Source organism: Mangrovibacter plantisponsor (genome assembly GCF_003182475.1).
Classification (GTDB): Bacteria; Pseudomonadota; Gammaproteobacteria; order Enterobacterales; family Enterobacteriaceae; genus Mangrovibacter; species Mangrovibacter plantisponsor.
The window spans coordinates 1-1,226 of the sequence record NZ_QGTS01000053.1; the positions used below are offsets into that span (position 1 = coordinate 1).

A 1,226-nucleotide genomic window follows, 5' to 3' on the forward strand; every position below is an offset into this window, starting at 1 on the left:
CCGGCACCAAACCGGGTACCGTCATTGGCCAGTTTGTGGCGCGGGTACTTGCTGGTGATGATACTTTTCAGCTGGCGTAACACGTAAGCGCTGGTATGCAGGGTTTCACTGTCCAGATAGCTGTTATCCGCCACCCCGTACTTGTTGGTCTGGTACGTGGTGATATCGCGCTCAATACACAGCTCCCCGCCTGACGTACACGCTGTGGCAATACCGTGTTTCAGCAGCGACTGGCGTTCTGTCATGATGAAACGTGAACCGGCTTTTGCCGGGAGTGCGCCGGTCAGCACACCGGTCTGCGTGGGACGGGCCGGATCATTACGGATAAACACCGCATTACGGGCCGTGCGCAGTGCCACCAGTTCATCCACCGCCGTCTGGGTTTCAGGCTCATACCCGGCCACCGATACATGCTGTTTGTTCTGGGTGTCACCAAATGCCACCAGGTCAGACAGGGTGCCTGCTTTGGCGGTATAAACATGCCCGTATAACTGCCGGGCGTAACTCCAGCGACCGGAATCGTCGTTCATTTCCAGCGCCAGGGTTTCAACCGAAGCGGAATCACCGAATGGCAGGCCGATAAAATCAAACGCTTCATCGCCCATCGCCGCCACTGCGGCATCGAGTTCCGGTGCGCCGGTCCCTCCTGACATCGCCACAATGGCGACCGTCACACCGTCCGGTAAGTCTTCCCCACCCACGGTATCGTAGTAATTCATCACCACAGGAATCTCATTGCCACACAGACCGGCATGCCGGGCAGTCAGGGTTATCACCCCTGCTGCTGCCGCAGCTGTCACGGGTAAATCCAGGTCAGCATTGATGGCATCCGCCAGAGCAGAAGCCATCTCACTCACCGTGTCACCGGTGGCAACGGCTGACTGCACCCGTTCGGTTCCGATATACAGACTCAGTGTGCCAGAGGCCTGTGCTGCACCGGTCAGGGTGAGGGTCCCGGTGGCGGCGTCCCCTTCCGGCGCATCCACCGCAATTACCCATAATTCGCCATAGGGATCAACATTACGGTATTTGCTCACCATACGTGCCAGCTGGCTTCCGCGCCCGGCCTGTTTCCCGGCCAGCCCGGCAGACGGCATGATCACCAGCTTATTGCGCGTGATGCTGCTGCCCGTGTTCGCCATGGCGATAATCAGTGATGCCCCGCTGTCGGTTTCCGTGTTGGCCTGGCTGTTATCCATTTCGGCATAAAACAGCGGCACACGGAG

1 protein-coding gene is annotated in these 1,226 nt (G+C 58.7%); it reads right to left on the bottom strand.

Features of this window, described 5'->3' with window-relative positions; all coding sequences use genetic code 11:
* A partial coding sequence (locus DES37_RS25450) for a phage tail sheath subtilisin-like domain-containing protein (RefSeq protein WP_245930202.1) occupies positions 1–1,220 on the bottom strand: 1,220 nt, incomplete at its 3' end.
* Positions 1,221–1,226: the final 6 nt, after the last annotated feature.